The organism is Tepidamorphus sp. 3E244 (assembly GCF_046159835.1).
Lineage (GTDB): Bacteria > Pseudomonadota > Alphaproteobacteria > Rhizobiales > Tepidamorphaceae > JACKJK01.
Genome location: NZ_JBJXCY010000001.1, coordinates 740,798 through 756,419, shown reverse-complemented (window position 1 = coordinate 756,419; position 15,622 = coordinate 740,798). Strand labels below are relative to the sequence as shown.

14 protein-coding genes are annotated in these 15,622 nt (G+C 64.2%); 9 read left to right on the top strand and 5 right to left on the bottom strand.

All coding sequences use genetic code 11. The annotated features are described in order from the left end of the window. Positions 1-39 precede the first annotated feature (39 nt). Positions 40-222: a hypothetical protein gene (locus ACKTEK_RS03525; RefSeq protein ID WP_409163857.1), complete on the top strand. Its 183-nt coding sequence runs from the start codon at positions 40-42 to the stop codon at positions 220-222. Positions 223-446: 224 nt separating this feature from the next. Here the strand turns inward: ACKTEK_RS03525 and dusA are convergent, their stop codons facing one another. Then, positions 447-1,439 carry a tRNA dihydrouridine(20/20a) synthase DusA gene (gene dusA, locus ACKTEK_RS03520; protein WP_409163856.1) on the bottom strand — a complete coding sequence of 331 codons (993 nt, stop codon included), beginning with the start codon at positions 1,437-1,439 and terminating at the stop codon, positions 447-449. Between the two features lie 91 nt (positions 1,440-1,530). Here dusA and ACKTEK_RS03515 point away from each other — a divergent pair, with 91 nt between their 5' ends. Further along, positions 1,531-2,079 (top strand): hypothetical protein, encoded by a 549-nt coding sequence (locus ACKTEK_RS03515; protein ID WP_409163855.1) that lies wholly within the window; start codon positions 1,531-1,533, stop codon positions 2,077-2,079. 16 nt (positions 2,080-2,095) lie between these two features. Here the strand turns inward: ACKTEK_RS03515 and eutB are convergent, their stop codons facing one another. Next, positions 2,096-3,067 (bottom strand): hydroxyectoine utilization dehydratase EutB, encoded by a 972-nt coding sequence (gene eutB, locus ACKTEK_RS03510; RefSeq protein WP_409163854.1) that lies wholly within the window; start codon positions 3,065-3,067, stop codon positions 2,096-2,098. A 114-nt stretch (positions 3,068-3,181) separates the two neighbouring features. Between eutB and ACKTEK_RS03505 the strand changes: the two genes are divergently transcribed. The 7 genes from ACKTEK_RS03505 to ACKTEK_RS03475 all read left to right on the top strand — a co-directional run bounded on the left by ACKTEK_RS03505 (position 3,182) and on the right by ACKTEK_RS03475 (position 11,298). Further along, positions 3,182-4,201, top strand: a complete 1,020-nt coding sequence (locus ACKTEK_RS03505; protein ID WP_409163853.1) for a cyclodeaminase — start codon at positions 3,182-3,184, stop codon at positions 4,199-4,201. Continuing rightward, positions 4,198-4,713 (top strand): Lrp/AsnC family transcriptional regulator, encoded by a 516-nt coding sequence (locus tag ACKTEK_RS03500; protein WP_409163852.1) that lies wholly within the window; start codon positions 4,198-4,200, stop codon positions 4,711-4,713. The genes ACKTEK_RS03505 and ACKTEK_RS03500 overlap by 4 nt, the downstream gene beginning before the upstream one ends. Positions 4,714-4,822: 109 nt before the next feature. Beyond that, positions 4,823-6,343, top strand: coding sequence for an NAD-dependent succinate-semialdehyde dehydrogenase (locus tag ACKTEK_RS03495; protein ID WP_409163851.1), 1,521 nt, complete (start codon positions 4,823-4,825; stop codon positions 6,341-6,343). 1 nt (position 6,344) lies between these two features. After that, the gene (locus tag ACKTEK_RS03490) at positions 6,345-7,715 is read left to right on the top strand and encodes an aspartate aminotransferase family protein (protein ID WP_409163850.1); all 1,371 of its coding nucleotides are present in this window, start codon (positions 6,345-6,347) and stop codon (positions 7,713-7,715) included. A gap of 166 nt (positions 7,716-7,881) precedes the next feature. Beyond that, positions 7,882-9,459: an ABC transporter substrate-binding protein gene (locus ACKTEK_RS03485; protein ID WP_409163849.1), complete on the top strand. Its 1,578-nt coding sequence runs from the start codon at positions 7,882-7,884 to the stop codon at positions 9,457-9,459. A gap of 154 nt (positions 9,460-9,613) precedes the next feature. Next, positions 9,614-10,540, top strand: a complete 927-nt coding sequence (locus ACKTEK_RS03480) for an ABC transporter ATP-binding protein (RefSeq protein WP_409163848.1) — start codon at positions 9,614-9,616, stop codon at positions 10,538-10,540. Next, entirely contained in the window at positions 10,537-11,298 is a 762-nt protein-coding gene (locus tag ACKTEK_RS03475; RefSeq protein WP_409163847.1) for an ABC transporter permease, read from the top strand. Before ACKTEK_RS03480 ends, ACKTEK_RS03475 begins: the two co-directional genes overlap by 4 nt. A gap of 18 nt (positions 11,299-11,316) precedes the next feature. Here the strand turns inward: ACKTEK_RS03475 and ACKTEK_RS03470 are convergent, their stop codons facing one another. From ACKTEK_RS03470 to ACKTEK_RS03460, 3 genes are all read right to left on the bottom strand, one after another. Beyond that, on the bottom strand, positions 11,317-12,531 hold the full coding sequence (locus tag ACKTEK_RS03470) for an NAD(P)/FAD-dependent oxidoreductase (RefSeq protein WP_409163846.1): 1,215 nt from the start codon (positions 12,529-12,531) through the stop codon (positions 11,317-11,319). Between the two features lie 197 nt (positions 12,532-12,728). Continuing rightward, entirely contained in the window at positions 12,729-13,907 is a 1,179-nt protein-coding gene (locus ACKTEK_RS03465) for an aminotransferase class V-fold PLP-dependent enzyme (protein ID WP_409163845.1), read from the bottom strand. 183 nt (positions 13,908-14,090) lie between these two features. Continuing rightward, positions 14,091-15,614 carry a tripartite tricarboxylate transporter permease gene (locus ACKTEK_RS03460; RefSeq protein ID WP_409163844.1) on the bottom strand — a complete coding sequence of 508 codons (1,524 nt, stop codon included), beginning with the start codon at positions 15,612-15,614 and terminating at the stop codon, positions 14,091-14,093. Positions 15,615-15,622 lie beyond the last annotated feature (8 nt).

The window sequence follows — 15,622 nt, the reverse complement described above, 5'->3', positions numbered from 1 at the left end:
TGTCGTCAGTGACAACTGTCGCGTACGGAGTTTGACACCATGTCGCTTGCAACCCTTGGCGCCGATTTCGATATCGGTGCCGTCGAGATCTTCGGTCTCGCACTCGCCCTTTCTACCGTGCTGGTCGCCTGGATCGCCAGCCGCAAGGATGCCTCCGAGGGCATCGACACGTTCGGCTATGGAAGCTACGCCGCGCACGTCGCGGTGGGTGACGAAGCCTGAGGGCAAGACTGCCCGCAGCTTCAAGCAGAGAATCCGATTCAAGGACCGAGAAATCGATTCAGGTCGCCCACGATCTGAATCAACTTGAATCGATTCCGATTCACGTTTCCCGCTCAAGTGCTTGATCCCGATTCCGTTTCTCGCGCAAGAAAGTGATTCAAGCTGTTCATGTTCGAGTGAAGATTCAACGGCTTCACGTTGCCCGGAACGCGTGACTTCGCGCCTCAGGCAGCCGATGCGACGCGCCCCTCGACGGCTGCCAGCGCTGAGTCCAGCACTTCCAGATCGGCACCGTCCTTCAGCGAATCCACCGTCAGGATCCGGCGGAAGGCGCGCGCGCCCGGCACACCCTGATAAAGCCCGATCATGTGCCGCACGATGCGGTTCAGCTTCTGCCCCGCAGCGAGCTGGCCGGCGACGTAGTTGCGCATGGCGTCGACCGCCTCAGCCCGTGATGCGACGGCCGGTTCCTGCCCGAAGACGCGACTGTCAACCTGCGCCAGAAGCCACGGATTCTGGTAGGCGGCGCGCCCGAGCATGACCCCGTCGACATGGTTGAGATGCGCCTCGGCCTCATCGAAATCGGCGATGCCACCATTCATGACGATGGGCGTATCCGGCATCGCCTGCTTGAGGCGATAGACCCGGTCATAGTCGAGCGGCGGCACGTCTCGGTTCTCACGCGGGCTCAGGCCCTGTAGCCACGCCTTGCGGGCATGGACGATGAGAACGTCAGCCCCCGCCGCCACCACCGCCTGCGCGAAGGCGGCCAGTGCGGCTTCGCTGTCCTGGTCGTCGATCCCGATCCGGCACTTCACGGTGACCGGCACATCGACGCTGCGCTTCATCGCCTCGACCCCGCGCGCGACCAGCTCCGGCTCGGCCATCAGGCAGGCCCCGAACCGGCCGGACTGGACCCGATCGGACGGGCAGCCACAGTTCAGGTTGACCTCGTCATAGCCGAAGGCTTCGCCGATGCGGGCTGCCTCGGCGAGCTTCTCATGCTCGCTGCCGCCAAGCTGAAGCGCGACCGGATGCTCGGCATCCGAAAACCCGAGCAGGCGCTCGCGGTCGCCGTGAATGACGGCGTCGGCCGTCACCATCTCGGTGTAGAGCAGCGCATGGCGCGACAGGACGCGGTGGAACATCCGGCAATGCCGGTCCGTCCAATCCATCATCGGCGCGACGGAGAAGCGATATGGCATGTAGGAACTCATGGCGTGCGGATTACACGCTCGTGACGCCTTGGCCAAGGGACGCGTACAAGTACGCCCGACGAAACGGATAGAATCAGCTTCGAGGACAACGATGGCGGCGATCGTAACCAGGCCGACTTTCGACCGGGAACGGCGCATTGCGGTGATCCCTGGTCGCCTTGCGGATACGCCGACGAGGCACATCGTCTACGGTTCGCTGGCAGTCGCCGCATTCTTCACGCTGTTCGGATTGCGAGGCACGCCCATCGCATTGCTCATGGGCGCGGGAATCCTCGTCGCTTGCCTCGCGTTTACTTACCTCACCAGAGAATACGCACGTCGAAATCCATGGTTGGCCATCGACAGTGTGGGCATCGTTTTTCCAAGCTGGCGGCACACATTTTACGTGAAGTGGTCGGACGTTTCGCGGATCACCCAGCAATTCTCCGGTTTCAGCGGGGCCCCTGGAAGTTTCGGCAGGGTCTCTGGAATAAGATTGACGATCCATCATGAACAGGGTTCTTCGACGTGGTTTCTCCTGCCTGTGATGAACTGGCGCGACAGGGACCGACTTTTTCACATCCTGAGTTTGCTCTCGCGCGAACACGGGTTCGAACTCTCGATCACGGATCCGGACACCTGGCACGGCGACGAGCGATAGTTCAGCCGCGAGACAATCAAACACGCTCGTCGTTCAGCACGCCCAGCAGCTGCTCGCGCGAGACGTTGCGGCCCGAGATGACAATGGCGACGTTCTTCGCGCCCTTCGGCAGGTGGCCTTCGAGAAGTGCGGCGACGCCGACGGCCCCCGCCCCTTCTACCGCAAGCCCCTGATCGGTGAAGAGCCGGCGCATGGCCTGCGCGATCGATCCTTCCGGCACGAGGATCGCATCGTCAACAAGGTCGCGGACCGGCTCGAACGTCCAGTTGTTGTCCAAGCCGATGCTGCCGCCGAGCGCATCGGCGAGCGAGTCCTCTTCCGGCACGTCGACCGGCTTGCCGGCCTTGAGGCTCTCGTACATGGATGCGCCACGCTCCATGCTGACCCCGATGACGCGGGCGTTGGGTTTTGCCGCCTTCACGGCAATGGCGACACCGCCGAGAAGCCCGCCGCCGGACAGCGGCGCGATGACGGTGTCGACCTCGGCCCAGTCCTCCATGATCTCCGCGCCGATGGTGCCGGCACCTGCGAGCACGTCCGGGTGGTCGAACGGCGGGATCATCACCGCGCCGGTCTCATCCGCCAGCCGCACGGCCTCCTTCGCGGCCCAGTCGAAGTCGCGGCCCGCGACGTGGGTCTTGCCGCCGAAGCGGTGGACGTTCTCGACCTTGTTCTTCGGTGCCATCTCCGACAGGCAGACAGTGCATCGCGCGCCGACTGCCTGGGCGGCAGCGGCGAGCGCCGGCCCGTGGTTGCCACTGGACACGGTGATGACGCCGCGCGCGCGATCCTCGCCAGACAGGGACAGCACCGCGTTCATTGCGCCGCGCAGCTTGAACGAGCCGGTGCGCTGAAGCGTCTCGACCTTGAGGCGCACCTCGCGGCCCGCCTCGCGCGACAGATCGGTCGCGGCGACAAGCGGCGTGCGGGTCACGTGACCGCGAATGCGGCTCGCGGCACGCGTGATCGCGTCGGCTTCGAGCATCATGTCTGGCGCACTCCCCTGTTTCCCGGTTCGCGGGTGACGTCCTGCATTTGCAAGGACGCTTTCATCCACGGTACTGGTCGAAAGAAACGCAAAGCGCAAGCGGGGGAGCCTTGCATGAGCCACCAGATCCGGATCGTCACCGAAAGCGAGCTACGCGGCGCGGTTGCGCTCGATATTGCGGCAATCGACGTGGTCGAGAGCGCGTTCCGGGCGCTGGGCGAAGGCAACGTGGTGATGCCGTCGATCATGTCGATGGAACTGCCGCAGGCCAATGGCGAGGTCGATGTGAAAACCGCCTATGTGCCGGGGATCGACGGATTCGCGGTGAAGGTCAGCCCCGGCTTCTTCGACAATCCCAAGCTTGGCCTGCCGAGCCTGAACGGGTTGATGATCCTGTTTTCCGCCAAGACGGGACTGGTGGAAGCGGTGTTCCTCGACAACGGATTCCTGACCGACGTACGCACGGCGGCAGCCGGGGCAGTCGCGGCGCGCTGGATGGCGCCGACGAACGTCGAAACGGCGGGCGTGTTCGGTGCCGGCGTGCAGGCGCGGCTGCAGATCGAGGCAGCCCATCTCGTGCGGCCGTTCTCCAAAGTCCTTGTGTGGGCGCGCGACGAGGACAAGGGCGAAGCCTGCGCCAACGACATCGCCGCGACGCTTGGCATCGAGGCCCGCTACGAGGCCGACCCTGCGCGCGTCGTGGCGGAGAGCCAACTCGTCATCACCACCACCCCGGCGCGCGAGCCGGTCATCAAGGCGGACTGGCTGCATCCGGGCCTGCACATCACCGCGATTGGGTCCGACCAGGGCGCGAAGAACGAGATCGACCCGGCAGCTTTGGCGAAAGCGGATAGTTACATCTGCGACAGCGTGCGGCAGTGCGCGGCGCTCGGCGAACTGCGCTCGGCGAAGGCCGCCGGGACATGGACCGGCGGCAACCCTGCCGAACTTGGCGCCGTCATTCTCGGCAAGGCACAGGCGCGGCGCAGCGCGCAGGACATCACCATCTGCGACCTGACCGGCACCGGCGCGCAGGACACGGCCATCGCCACCCACGCGCTGGCCGCAATAGACCGGGCGGGCGCGGGGACGGTGGTCGAGACATCGCCAGGCGAAAGCGGGCCGTCCACATGATTGGTCTCGATGAACGCGACCTCGCCATCCTGAAAGTGCTGTCGCGGGAAGGCCGCATCGCAAAGGCCGATCTGGCGCGGCGCATCAACCTGTCGCCGACGCCCTGCTGGAACCGGCTCAAGCGGCTGGAAAAGGCCGGCGTCATCACCGGCTACCGGGCGACCATCTCGCTGCGCAAGCTGGGCCCCAACATCACGGTCTTCGTGCTGGCGGAACTGGACGGCCACCGCGCCGAGCAGTTCCAGCGTTTCGAGCGCGCGATTGCCGGACAGGACGAGGTGCAAAGCTGCTGGGCCATCGGCGGCGGGTTCGACTACCTGATTCAGGTCGTCGTGCACGATCTCGACGCCTACCAGTTGCTGATGGAAACGCTGCTTGAAGCGCAGATCGGCTTGTCGCGCTACTACAGCTACGTGGTGACAAAGTCGGTGAAGGACGCGCCGCCGCCACTGGAGCTTTTGAGCGCCGCGCAGATGAATCCACCATCAGATGCGACCGGAAAAGACGATTGATCTCCCCTGACGAGCAGGTTCGGCCCAAAATTCCAGCAATTTTCCCCTAGCCTCTCGATACGCGCGAAAAGCGCGCGATTCATCCCTCCGATCGAAGGGCAGGCAGTTCATGGCGAGCCAGATCAGCGCCAACGTCAACGTTCCAGACAACGTCAGCATATTCGACGAGCTTGAGCCGACCGGCCTCGTGCGCGGCGATGCCTATGTCGGCGGGCGCTGGGTGACCGGCGATGGCGGCGCGACGCTGACGGTTACAAACCCGGCGGACGGGTCGGTTCTCGGGCAGGTCGCCAAGCTGTCGGCAGCGCAGAGCCGCGCCGCCGTCGATGCCGCGCAGGACGCGTTTCCCGCGTGGTCGCGGATGCTGCCGCAGGACCGCAGCGTGCTGCTGCGGCGCTGGTTCGACCTCATCATTTCCAACCGCAATGCGCTGGCCCGCATGATTACGCTGGAACAGGGCAAGCCGCTGTCGGAATCCCTCGGCGAGATCGAGTACGGCGCGTCCTTCGTCGAGTTCTACGCGGAAGAGGCCAAGCGTCCAAACATCGAGAGCGTTACGTCACACCTGCCGGATGCGGAGGTCGAGATCTGGCGCGAGCCGGTCGGCGTCGCAGCGCTCATCACGCCGTGGAATTTCCCGAGCGCCATGCTGACGCGAAAGGCCGCCGCGGCGCTTGCCGCCGGCTGCACGACCGTGTGCCACCCCTCCGGCGAAACGCCCTACTCCGCGCTGGCGCTGGCTGAACTCGCCGCGCGCGCCGGCCTGCCGGACGGCGTGTTCAACGTCATCACCGGCGACCCGGAGGAGGTGACGACACCGTGGCTCGAGGACAAGCGCGTGCGGGCACTCTCCTTCACCGGCTCGACCGATGTCGGCCGCCTGCTCTATCGCTCCAGCGCGGCGACCATGAAGAAGCTGGTGCTGGAACTCGGCGGCCACGCGCCGCTGATCGTCTTTGCCGATGCGGACCTCGACAGCGCGGTGGACGAAGCCATCAAGGCGAAATTCGCCACCTCCGGGCAGGACTGCCTCGGTGCCAACCGGCTCTATATCGAGCGACCGGTCTACGATGCCTTCGTGGAGAAGTTCGCGCAGCGCACGGCAGCGCTCACCGTGGGCATCGGCCTCGATGACCCCGACATCGGCCCGCTAATGAACGAGGCCGCCATCGCCAAGCAGGAAGAACATGTGAAGGACGCGGTCGCGCGCGGCGCGGTCGTCGTGACCGGCGGCAAGCGGCACGAGGCGGGTCCGCTGTTCTTCCAGCCAACTGTGCTCGCCGATTGCCCGCCGGATGCACAGATCATGCGCGAGGAAACCTTCGGCCCGGTCGCAGCACTCACGCCGTTCGATACCGAAGCCGAGGTCGTGGGCCGGGCCAACGACACCGATTATGGCCTCGTCGCCTATCTGCACACGAACGACCCGCGCCGGATCTACCGGATCACGCGGGCTCTGGAATTCGGCATGGTTGCCGTGAACCGCACGAAGGTGACCGGCGCGCCGATCCCGTTCGGCGGGGTCAAGCAGTCGGGCATTGGCCGCGAAGGCGCCCGGCTGGGGATGGAAGCCTTTACGGAAGTGAAGTACGTGTGCCGCGACTGGGCACAGGACGAACAGGATAATTGACATGCTCCACAATGATTCACTCGAAACCTGGGACCGGGAGAATTTCTTCCACCCTTCCACGCATCTGGCCCAGCATGCGCGCGGCGAAACCCCGACGCGCGTCGTGCGCGGCGGCGAAGGCGTCTTCATCGAGGATCGTGACGGGCGCCGCCTGCTCGATGCCTTTGCCGGGCTGTACTGCGTGAATGTCGGCTACGGGCGGCAGGAAATCGCGCAGGCCATCGCCGAGCAGGCGAAGGAACTCGCCTATTACCATTCCTATGTGGGCCACGGGACGGAAGCCTCCATCACGCTGGCGAAGATGATCCTCGACCGCGCGCCGGACCACATGTCGAAGGTCTATTTCGGGCTTGGCGGATCGGATGCCAACGAGACCAACATCAAGCTCGTCTGGTACATGAACAACGTGCTGGGCCGGCCGAAGAAGAAGAAGATCATCTCGCGGATGCGCGGCTACCACGGCTCCGGTCTTATGACCGGTTCGCTGACCGGGCTTGAACTGTTCCACAAGGCGTTCGACCTGCCCCTGTCGCAGGTGCTGCACACCGAAGCGCCCTACTATTTCCGCCGGGAAGACCGCTCGATGAGCGAAGAACAGTTCTCCGCACACTGTGCCGACGAACTGGAAACGCTGATCATGCGCGAGGGTGCCGACACCATCGCCGCCTTCATCGGAGAGCCGATGCTCGGCACCGGCGGCATCGTGCCGCCGCCCGCCGGTTACTGGCAGGCGATCTCGGCGGTGCTGAAGAAGCACGACATCCTGCTGATCGCCGACGAGGTGGTGACCGGCTTCGGACGCCTCGGCGACATGTGGGGCTCGACCTTCTACGGGATCGAGCCGGACATCATCACCATCGCCAAGGGCCTGACCTCGGCCTATGCACCGCTTTCGGGGTCCATCGTCTCCAAGCGGGTGTGGGAAGCGCTGGAAAAGGGAACCGACGATCTCGGCCCCATCGGCCACGGCTGGACCTATTCGGCCCATCCGATCTGCGCGGCAGCCGGCGTCGCCAACCTGAACCTGATCGACAAGCTCGGACTGATCGACAACGCGAAGTCCACCGGTGCCGTGTTCCGCAAGGAACTCGCAGAGGCGCTCGGCGGGCACGCAAACGTCGGCGATGTGCGCGGTGAAGGCTTGCTTGCGGCGGTGGAATTCGTCGAGGACCGCGACCCGCACAAGCTGTTCGATCCCTCCAGGAAGATCGGCCCTGCGGTCGCCTCAGCCCTGCTGGAGCGCAACGTCATCGCGCGCGCCATGCCGCAGGGCGACATCCTCGGCTTTGCGCCGCCGCTTTGCATGAGCCCGCAAGAAGGCTCTCGCATCGTCGAGGCGGCAGCCGACGCGGTGAAGTCGGTTCTTGGCTGACGCCATCACCTGAACGTCTCAAATCGCGGCTAGTGTCGGATTCGCGGCAGGCCGGGCCCCAGGACCCGCCTGTCGCGTCTGCGGCACGCCATGTCGCACGTGTTTGGACGGCCCCGCCGATTGGGCATAGAGTGCCGCCACGATAAAAAGAGAGGGAAGACAAAACATGACAACACGCATCAAGACCCCGCACGGGATGGATCGTCGCAGGTTCATGCAGGTCAGCGCTGCCACCGGCGCGCTTGCCGCAGGGATCGGCGCCGGCGCATTTCCGGGTTCGGCCAAAGCCCAGGAACGCAAGCGCGGCGGCGACCTGCGCGTCGCGAAGGGCCACGGCCAGACGACCGACACGCTCGATCCGGGCACGTATGAAAACGGCTTCACCATCGCGATGGCCTACGGCTATCACGGCTACCTGACCGGCGTTGCCGCCGACGGCTCCGTCGAGCCGCAGGTCGCGGAAAGCTGGGAAGCCTCGGACGATGCCAAGACGTGGCGCTTCAAGCTGCGCAACGGCGTCACCTTCCATTCCGGCAAGACGGTCACCGCGGAAGACGTCATCAACTCGATCAACTACCACCGCGGCGAAGGCTCCACCTCGGCGGCCAAGCCTCTGGTTGCCGCGATCACCAACATCAAGGGTGAAGGCGACACGGTGGTGTTCGAGCTGGAAGCGGGCAATGCCGACTTCCCGTTCACCTTCACCGACTATCACATCGCCATTCTCCCGACGAAGGACGGTGACGTCGATTTCCGCTCGATGGATGGTTGCGGCCCGTACCGCATGACCAATTTCGAGCCGGGCGTCAGCGCCATCTTCGAGCGCAACGAAGCCGACTGGAACCAGCAGCGCGGCTGGTTCGACACCATCGAGATGCTCTCGGTCGTCGACCTGAACGCCCGCACCACGGCACTCATCTCCGGTGACGTGCACGCCATCGACAAGCTGGACTTGAAGACCATCGGGCTGCTGGCGCGCAACCCGAATCTGAAGATCGCCTCGGTCGCCGGAAACCAGCACTACACCTTCGCGATGCACACCAATGCCGCTCCATTCAGCGACAAGAATGTGCGCCTGGCGCTGAAGCACGCAATCAACCGCGAAGAGCTCGTCGAGAAGATCCTGTTCGGCTACGGCTCGGTGGGCAACGACCACCCGATCGGTCGCGGCCAGCGCTACTACAACTCCGAGATGGAGCAGACCTCCTACGATCCGGACAAGGCCCGCTACTACCTGAAGCAGGCCGGCATGGACGAACTGACCGTCGAACTCGCAGCCGCCGACGCCGCCTACCCGGGCGCAGTCGACGCCGCCGTGCTCTACCAGGCATCGGCCGCACCGACCGGCATCGACGTGCAGGTGAAGCGCATGCCGAACGACGGCTACTGGTCTGACGTCTGGCTCAAGCACCCGTTCTGCGCGGTGTACTGGGGCGGCCGTCCGGTGGAAGACGCCATGTTCACCACTGCCTACGCGCAGGGCGCTGCCTGGAACGACACCAACTGGAACAACGGGCGCTTCAACGAACTGCTGATCGCAGCGCGTGCCGAGCTCGACGAGGCGAAGCGCCGCGAGATGTACTACGAGATGCAGGTGCTGCTGAACCAGGACGGCGGCGCGATCATCCCGATGTTCGCCAACTACGTCTTCGCGACAAGCCCCGAGGTCAACACGGGCGACAACCTCGCGTCGAACTGGGACATGGACGGCGAGCGCTGGATGGAGCGGTGGTCGATGGCCTGACGGCCATTCCCGCCTGAAACGAACGAGCCGCGCCGGGTCACACCGGCGCGGTTTTTTTGTCTGCAACCGCAAATTGCTTACCTCGACGGGCTTCCCTTTCACCCGCGCCCGACATATGTGGGTGTCACTTGCAAGTTGAAAGCGAATTCCTTCCATGCCGTCCCTCATAAAGATCGACAACGTCACCAAGGTCTACGACAACGGGTTCGAGGCCCTGAAGGGCATCAATCTCGAGATCGAAAAAGGCGAAATCCTCGCCCTGCTTGGCCCCAACGGCGCCGGCAAGACGACGCTCATCTCGCTCATCTGCGGGATCGTCAATGCCACGTCCGGCACCGTCACGGTGGCCGGCCACGACACGGTGAAGGACTACCGCAAGACGCGCTCGATGATCGGGCTTGTGCCGCAGGAACTGACAACCGACGCCTTCGAGACCGTGTGGGCGACTCTCTCCTTCTCGCGCGGGCTGTTCGGGCTGCCGCCGAACCCTGCCCACATCGAGAAGGTGCTGAGGACGCTGTCGCTGTGGGACAAGAAGGACAGCAAGATCATGCAGCTTTCCGGCGGCATGAAGCGGCGGGTGCTGATCGGCAAGGCGCTGGCGCACGAGCCGGAGATCCTGTTTCTCGACGAGCCGACCGCCGGCGTCGACGTGTCGCTGCGCAAGGACATGTGGCAGACCGTCCATGAATTGCGCCAGAGCGGCGTCACCGTCATCCTGACCACCCACTACATCGAGGAAGCCGAGGAGATGGCCGACCGGGTCGGCGTCATCAATGACGGCCAGATCATCGTGGTGGAGAAGAAGGCCGACCTGATGAGCAAGCTCGGCAAGAAGCAGGTGATCCTGCACCTGAGCGAGCCGTTGACGGCGCTGCCGAAAGCACTGCAATCGGACGCCATCGAATTGTCGGAAGACGGGGAGCGGCTGATCTACACCTACAACACGACCGCCAAGCGCACCGGCGTCACCAAGCTGCTGAGCACGCTGGCGGCTGAGGGCATCTCGTTCCGCGACCTCGATACCTCGCAGAGCTCGCTTGAAGACATCTTCGTTTCGCTCGTGGAGGACGCGGCATGAACATCTACGGCGTCTGGGCAATCTACCGCTTCGAGATGGCGCGCTGGGGCCGCACCCTGTTCCAGAGCCTCGTCTCGCCCGTCATTTCCACGGTGCTCTATTTCGTGGTCTTCGGCTCGGCCATCGGGTCGCGCATTTCAGACGTCGGAGGCGTCTCCTACGGCGCGTTCCTCGTGCCCGGGCTGCTCATGCTGTCGCTGCTGACGCAGAGCGTCTCCAACGCGTCCTTCGGCATCTACTTCCCGAAGTTTACGGGCACGATCTACGAGATCCTCTCCGCGCCGATCTCGTATCTGGAAGTCGTCATCGCCTATGTCGGCGCGGCGGCGACGAAGTCGGTCATCATCGGCACGGTCATCCTCATCACGGCCGCCTTCTTCGTGGACCTGCGCATCGCGCATCCGGCCGCCATGGTGCTGTTCCTCGTGCTGACGGCGGTCACGTTCAGCCTGCTGGGCTTCATCATCGGCATCTGGGCGGACGGATTCGAGAAGCTGCAGATCGTGCCGCTGCTGGTCATCACGCCGCTGGTGTTCCTCGGCGGGAGTTTCTACTCCATCGAGATGCTGCCGGAGTTCTGGCAGAAGGTGACGCTGCTCAACCCGGTGCTCTATCTCATCAGCGGGTTCCGCTGGAGCTTCTATGAGATCTCCGACGTGCCGATCTCGCTCTCCATCGCGATGATCTCGGTGTTCCTGCTGGTCTGCCTGTCGATCGTGTGGTGGATGTTCCACACCGGCTACAAGCTCAAGGCCTGAGCGGCCACAGGCCGCCGCTCAGCGCCCGCGCAGGGCGCGCAGGTTGAACTCCACGGCCGCGAGATCGGATCGCGACAACTCCGTGCCGCTGCCAAGCAGCTTGCGCGCCATCATGTGGGCTGCGGGCGCATTCACCGTCTCCACGCCGACGAGCCGGTCGTTCTCGAAGCAATGGACAACGAGGCTGCCGTCTTCGCCCGGCAGCGCGACGTGGTCATCGGCCTTGTCCGCGAGACCCGCGATCTGCAGCTTGCGGTCGCCCTGGTCCGACCAGAACCACGGCAGGTCAGCGTAGTCGTGCGGGTTTCCGGTCAGGCGGGCGGCAATGCACTTGGCCTGGTCAATGGCATTCTGGACCGATTCAAGCCGCACGCGGCGACCGGCCAGCGGGTGCACGAAGCTGGCGCAATCACCCAGCGCCGAGAAGGCCGGGTTCGAGGTCAGCAGTTGCGCATCGACGCTGATACCATTGTCGACATCCAGCCCCACCTCTGCTGCAAGTTCCACGTTCGGCTGCACGCCCGCGGCGACCAGCACGAGGTCGCAATCGAGCGTTGAGCCGTCCGCCGTCTCCACGCCGGTTACATGGTCATCGCCCAGAATACGGGTCGCCGTGGCGCCGAAGACGATCTTCGTGCCGGTGCCCGCGTGGAAGTCGTGGAAGTAGTCGGAGGTAGGCGGCGAACACACACGCGACATCACCCGGCTCGCAGCCTCCAGCACCGTCACGTCGACGCCCATGGCGGTCGCAACAGCTGCAAATTCCAGGCCGATGAAGCCGCCACCAATGACGACCGCCTTACGCACATCGCCAATGCGCGCGCGGATGGCGTCGGCATCGGCCTTGGTGCGCAATTCGACCACGCCGTCGAGCTCAATGCCTTCGATGGGAAGCTTGCGGTTGCGCGCGCCTGTCGCCAGCACGAGGTGGTCGTAGGCGAGTGTTTCACCGTCCTTGAGGGTGGCGGTCTGTTCGGCTGCGTCCACGCTGGCCACGTGGTGGGGGGTGCGAACCGCGATCGCCTCGGTCTCGTAGAAGGCGGCGGGCTTCAGCATCAGCCTGTCCTCGCGTCCCTCCTTGAGGTACGCCTTGGACAGCGGCGGACGCTGATACGGCAGGCCCGGCTCGTCCCCAATGAGGGTGATCTCGCCGGTGTGGCCAAGCTGGCGCAGGCTCGCGGCAAGCTGGCTGCCGCCCTGCCCGGCTCCGACGATCAGGATACTGTCGGCCATCGCACAACCCCTCAAACCCGGTTCGCGGGCCATGCCCGCGGGGCCGCGTTATAGGAAGTTCGAGCCGTCCTGTCTGCACCCGGTGCGACATGTCGAGGTTGCAAACGCGCTCCTTCGCAAAGGCGAAAGGCCGGATCGCTCGCGCGGCCCGGCCTTCCTGATCTGGTTCGTTTGCTGCGAAATTCGCAGCAGCGCAATCAGCCCTGGTTCGAGCCGATGAAGTGCGCCTGTGCAGCGGCAACGCCCGAGCCGAGCTCGATGTTGATGCCGGTGTCCTTCATTGCCATTTCGGCAGCGGCAACGGCCTGCAGCACCATGATCTCGTTCAGCCAGCCGAGGTGGCCGATGCGGAAGACCTTGCCGGCAACCTTGGAGAGGCCGGAACCGAGCGAGGTGTTGTAGCGCTCGTAGGCACGGGTGATGACCTTGGCGGCGTCATTCTCTTCGGGAACGACGATGGCCGACACCGTGTCGGAGTACCATTCCGGGCCCTGTGCGCAGAGCTTCAGGCCCCAACCGTCGATCACGGCCTTGCGCACGCCGGTGGCGAGGTGCGTGTGGCGCTTGAAGACGTTCTCGAGGCCCTCTTCCTCGATCATGTCGAGGGACTCGCGCAGGCCGCGCAGGATCGTGGTGGCCGGCGTGTAGGGGAAGAAGCCGTTGGTGTAGGAGTTCTTCATGTCCTCCCACGAGAAGAAGCAGCGCGGGAACTTGGAGTTCTTGTGCGCTTCGAAGGCCTTCTCGCTGGCACAGATGATGCCGAGGCCCGTGGGCAGCATGAAGCCCTTCTGGGAGCCGGAGACGATGACGTCGACGCCCCATTCGTCCATGCGGAAGTCGATGGAGCCGACAGAAGATACGCCATCGACGAAGAGCAGAGCCGGGTGGCCTGCATCATTGAGCGCCTTGCGGACGCCGGCGATGTCGCTGGTCACGCCCGTTGCGGTCTCGTTCTGGCAGGCGAGCACGGCCTTGATGGAGTGATCCTTGTCTTCCGACAGGACGCGCGCGTATTCCTCGACCGGGACGCCCTTGCCCCATTCCACCTCGAGGCGAACAACCTCGAAGCCGAGACGGGCGCACATGTCGGCCCACAGGTGCGAGAACTGGCCGAAGGCCGAGCACAGCACCTTGTCACCGGGATTGAGCGTGTTGGTGAGAGCCGATTCCCAGCCACCGGTGCCCGAAGACGGGAAGATCATCGGCTGGCCGGTCTTGGTCTTGAACACCTTCTTGAGGTCATTCAGCAGACCAAGGGTGAACTGGCCGAAATCCGGGGCCCGCATGTCTTCCAGATGCAGGGTCATTGCCTGCATGACGCGCTCGGGAATGTTGGTCGGGCCGGGAATGAAAAGCCCCGTGTATCCTGTCTTCATGGCTGCCACCTGTCGCAAATGTAAAAGAACCGGCGCGTCGGCGCCGGCGTTATCTTCTACATAAACCGAAAGAGGTCGCTTGATATATTCCACAAAGGGAAAAGGTCTTGCGTTGCCAAAACGCGATTGGCGCGCGCGAGGCAAACCCCGCGCGCGCCATGTCTGTTGGGTGGCCGTCCTGGCTTAGGAGGCGGCTTCCTCGGCCGGCTTCTTCTTGCGGGTGAAGGCCTGGAAGACAGGGTACATCACCAGAAGGAAGGCGAAGAAGAAGCAGGTCAGTGCAATCGGACGCTCCAGGAAGATGGTCGGACTGCCCTGTCCGCCAATCAGCGTCTGGCGCAGCGACGATTCCGCAAGCGGTCCGAGCACGATGGCGAGCACCGCCGGCGCCACCGGGTAGTTCAGCTTGCGCAGCAGGTAGCCGAATATACCGAAGATGAACATCAGCCACACATCGTGCATGTCCTGGGTCGGGGCGAAACCGCCGACGACGCAGAGCGCGAAGATGATAGGCGCCAGCACGGTGAACGGCGTGGCCAGAACCTTCACGAAGACCGGGATCAGCGCGAGGTTGAGCACGACGGTCGCGAAGTTGGCGATGTACATCGAGCCGATCAGGCCCCACACGAAGTCCGGATGCTCGGTGAAGAGCAGCGGGCCGGGGCGCAGACCCCAGATGATCATGCCGCCAAGCAGGACCGCCGTGGTGGGCGAGCCGGGAATGCCGAGCGTGATCATCGGAAGCATTGAGCCGGTGGAGGCGGAGTTGTTGGCCGCTTCCGGAGCCGCGACGCCGGCCGGGTGGCCCTTGCCGAAGGCAGACGGGTCTTTCGAGAAGGTCTTCGTCAGGCCGTAGGACATCAGCGAGGCAGGCGTTGCACCAGCTGCCGGCAGGGTGCCGACGAAGAAGCCGAGGAACGAGCCCAGCATCGAGCCACCGATATATGTCGGCAGCAGCTTCAGGTTGGCCCAGAACCGGCTCCACGAGGTCTTCACCGAATGGATGGTGACCTTGCCCTGCGTGGTTTCCAGCGTCCAGAGCATCTCGCCGATGCCGTAGATACCGATGGCCAGCACGAGGAAGTTGATGCCGTGCAGGAAGCCCGGGATATCGAAGAAGATCAGGCGCGGACGACCGGAAATGATGTCGAGACCGATGGTGGCAAGCAGCAGGCCGATGAAGATCGAGAAGATCGTCTTCGGAATGTCGTCACCACCCAGACCGACGAAGGTCGCGAAGGCCAGGATCATCAGCGAGAACTCTTCCGGCGGACCGAAGGCCAGCGCGAACTCGGCCAGCGGCGGCGCGAAGAGCGTGAACAGGATGATCGAGACCGAGCCGCCGATGAACGACGCAACGGCCGCTGCCATCAGTGCCTGGTCAGCCATACCCTTCTGGGCCATCGGACGGCCGTCGAACACCGTGGCAACGGCGGTTGACGCGCCGGGAATGCCGAGGGTGATCGAGCTGATGGCGCCGCCATACATGGCGCCATAGTAAAGCGCGGCGAGGAAGATGATCGCCGAGTTCGGCGGAACCAGGAAGGTCACAGGCAGCAGGATCGCGACGCCGTTGACCGAGCCCAATCCCGGGAGTGCGCCCACGAACAGGCCGGCCAGACACCCGAGGAAAATCATCATCAGGTTGAGTGGCTCGAAGGCGGTCACAAGACCGTCCGCCAGGTGGACTAGGATTTCACTAAACATAGTTGTCT

Coding starts and splice junctions, on each gene's coding strand:
- ACKTEK_RS03495 (WP_409163851.1), top strand. CDS start 4,823: ATGGCGAGCCAGATCAGCGCCAACGTCAACGTTCCAGACAACGTCAGC.
- ACKTEK_RS03470 (WP_409163846.1), bottom strand. CDS start 12,531: ATGGCCGACAGTATCCTGATCGTCGGAGCCGGGCAGGGCGGCAGCCAG.
- ACKTEK_RS03490 (WP_409163850.1), top strand. CDS start 6,345: ATGCTCCACAATGATTCACTCGAAACCTGGGACCGGGAGAATTTCTTC.
- ACKTEK_RS03460 (WP_409163844.1), bottom strand. CDS start 15,614: ATGTTTAGTGAAATCCTAGTCCACCTGGCGGACGGTCTTGTGACCGCC.
- ACKTEK_RS03505 (WP_409163853.1), top strand. CDS start 3,182: ATGAGCCACCAGATCCGGATCGTCACCGAAAGCGAGCTACGCGGCGCG.
- dusA (WP_409163856.1), bottom strand. CDS start 1,439: ATGAGTTCCTACATGCCATATCGCTTCTCCGTCGCGCCGATGATGGAT.
- ACKTEK_RS03525 (WP_409163857.1), top strand. CDS start 40: ATGTCGCTTGCAACCCTTGGCGCCGATTTCGATATCGGTGCCGTCGAG.
- ACKTEK_RS03465 (WP_409163845.1), bottom strand. CDS start 13,907: ATGAAGACAGGATACACGGGGCTTTTCATTCCCGGCCCGACCAACATT.
- ACKTEK_RS03500 (WP_409163852.1), top strand. CDS start 4,198: ATGATTGGTCTCGATGAACGCGACCTCGCCATCCTGAAAGTGCTGTCG.
- ACKTEK_RS03515 (WP_409163855.1), top strand. CDS start 1,531: ATGGCGGCGATCGTAACCAGGCCGACTTTCGACCGGGAACGGCGCATT.
- ACKTEK_RS03475 (WP_409163847.1), top strand. CDS start 10,537: ATGAACATCTACGGCGTCTGGGCAATCTACCGCTTCGAGATGGCGCGC.
- eutB (WP_409163854.1), bottom strand. CDS start 3,067: ATGATGCTCGAAGCCGACGCGATCACGCGTGCCGCGAGCCGCATTCGC.
- ACKTEK_RS03485 (WP_409163849.1), top strand. CDS start 7,882: ATGACAACACGCATCAAGACCCCGCACGGGATGGATCGTCGCAGGTTC.
- ACKTEK_RS03480 (WP_409163848.1), top strand. CDS start 9,614: ATGCCGTCCCTCATAAAGATCGACAACGTCACCAAGGTCTACGACAAC.